The organism is Intestinibacter sp., assembly GCF_051866655.1.
Classification (GTDB): domain Bacteria; phylum Bacillota; class Clostridia; order Peptostreptococcales; family Peptostreptococcaceae; genus Intestinibacter.
The window spans coordinates 1-2,392 of the sequence record NZ_JBJDXL010000502.1; the positions used below are offsets into that span (position 1 = coordinate 1).

Sequence of the window (2,392 nt, forward strand, 5' to 3'; positions counted from 1 at the left end):
AACCTTCATGTCCGAAATACACTAAAAAGTTCTTCCATCTGTTCTCCAAATTTTCTTAGCAATAGTATCAACTCCATACACATACTAAATAGCATCACCAGTTTTTCCTGGAACTTTAAGAATACTATCAGCCCATTGACTTCCATACATATCAGATAATATCAGAGGATTCTCAGGTAGTACATTTGAAGTGTTTACATATACAGGACCCCCAGCTCCCTATCCAGCAATGGCACGTTCATTAACTGGAATTAAAGCAACTCCATGTTCAAATACACATAGCAAACTAGATTCTAGAGATACTAACTTAACTATTTCTCCATATTCTCTAGTGTAATCCCTATAATTCTATCCTCTAAAGATTCTAAATCCATTCTTAAATCCATCATTAACATGTATATCTGAGTACATAATTCTAGTGCCGAACCAGTTTTTAATATACGGAGCATCCGGCAATGCTAGGTTCCATTTATCACTTACTGATTTAGTAAATCCTTTATTATAGATTCCAGAATCAGGAGTTTTATAAATACCCTCAGTTGACATTGGTAGATATGGGAAATACCCTCTAGGATGTCCACACATTGCTACTTCATCAACATTAGAATAATCCAATGTTCTAACATTTAAGTTATTAGAAGAACGAAGCTAGAATGTAACCCACATACCTAATGGGATAGCATTAATATCTCCAAGATTTATCTTAGAATATTTCTCAGAATTAGTTGGGTCATAGTTATCTTTCCAAGTACTCTCATCAACTATTTTATCATTATATAAAGCAGATGGATCATTGAAGTTTCTAACTATTCTCTATGTATACTAACATAAGTAACAATCACCTCTATATACATCAATAGACATTGGTTGTTGGTCTTGCTAGATATTAGAAGTTATTGTAACTTCTGGATTTATAGAATATCTATCAGTTACTGCCTAATATGCGCTGTTATCATGCATTCTTATTTCTATATATTCATACATAAGAGTTGCATCATATCCAGGAATATATATATTTACAATTTTAGCAGGGCCTATTTCTTTATTTAAACATGCAAGATATGGACTAAAACAACCCCTAATAATATCAGAATTTTTCTACTTATTATCAGAATCAACCATTTCCTCTGCAATATACTCATATTGCCAAGCTTCTTCAGCCTCTCCTGCCCTACTTCTAAAGATTGTCTAATTAATGCCAGTTGCTTTCATATTATCTTCAACTGCTATTATCTCACAATTAGTTCTCTATTGATAGGTAAGATTCATGTAATCTCCAATATAGAAATGTCTTCCATTATTATCAAGATAGCTCTCGTATGAATTAGCTTCTTTTAGTGCTGATTGTCTTAGGTCTGTTTCTATATAATGCTTATTTCCAGTAAATATCTAGTTGTAATAAGGCTAATTTACTGTATAATCAGGACATATAATAGCATTAACATCATTGTGAGTAGAGTCTTTTATAATAGCCCTCTCTGTAAATTCTTCAGTAAGACGTCTGGATTCATCAGTTTCAACTATTTTATAACCACTAGGAGCTTTGGTATTTTTACCATTTAATCTTTTCTTAGCACCTATTCTTCTTACTGCCTAGCCTATTTCCTACTAAACTGCAACCAAACTTCCAGCAACAGCTCCAACTACAGCCCCTGCAGCTACACCAACTACTGTCATTACTGATATAGCAGCAACAGAACCAACAGCAAGAGTAGTTCCAAGAAATCCACCTACGGCTGCAAGTACTGCACCAGCTCCTCCAAAGGTTACAACTGTTGCTGCAACCATGCCAACAACAGCAGCTGCAATTCCAGCAATCTTACCTATTTTTGACCATAATCCAGAAGATTTCTTCTTAAACTTAAATGTATATCTTCTAAGAAATCCCTCTGAGATATAGTTTAAACCATTAATATCCTCTGTTTCTACATAAGTCTTTTCAAGACCATCAGCTATCTATGTTAGGAATCCACCAGCAGTAGGAATAGTAGGAGTTCTAGATTCTTTATCAATTCCTATAGTTAAACCCTAGGCTAAGATAAGAGGCATTCTAGTCTATCTTACAAAGAAGAAACCTCTTACATATTTAGCTAACTCTGCCCTTACTTCTTCATTTATTATAAACTCAAAGGAGTAGATTATCTAGAAGTTTAAACCATTTTCCCCATTCCAAATATTTCCATTTGGTTTTAATGAACATACACCTTTTACATTTTCGTATCTTACTCCAGTAGATTGAGATTCTGTAAATAGATTAGTAGTTTCATTATACGGAATTTTATATCTCTATCCTTCTCTATATAACTCTTCAGTTACTATATTAGAAGATAAGTTAGAGATTATATCTCCACCTTCTCCATTTGTAGTTTTTATAATATCAATTGCACCTCTT

General features: G+C 33.4%; 2 protein-coding genes. Both read right to left on the minus strand.

What is annotated here, in order from left to right; all coding sequences use genetic code 11:
- Nucleotides 1-348 precede the first annotated feature (348 nt).
- Nucleotides 349-615: a hypothetical protein gene (locus ACI3VO_RS15100; protein ID WP_439758711.1), complete on the minus strand. Its 267-nt coding sequence runs from the start codon at nucleotides 613-615 to the stop codon at nucleotides 349-351.
- 993 nt (nucleotides 616-1,608) lie between these two features.
- Nucleotides 1,609-1,788 (minus strand): hypothetical protein, encoded by a 180-nt coding sequence (locus ACI3VO_RS15105; RefSeq protein ID WP_439758712.1) that lies wholly within the window; start codon nucleotides 1,786-1,788, stop codon nucleotides 1,609-1,611.
- Between the last annotated feature and the right edge of the window lie 604 nt (nucleotides 1,789-2,392).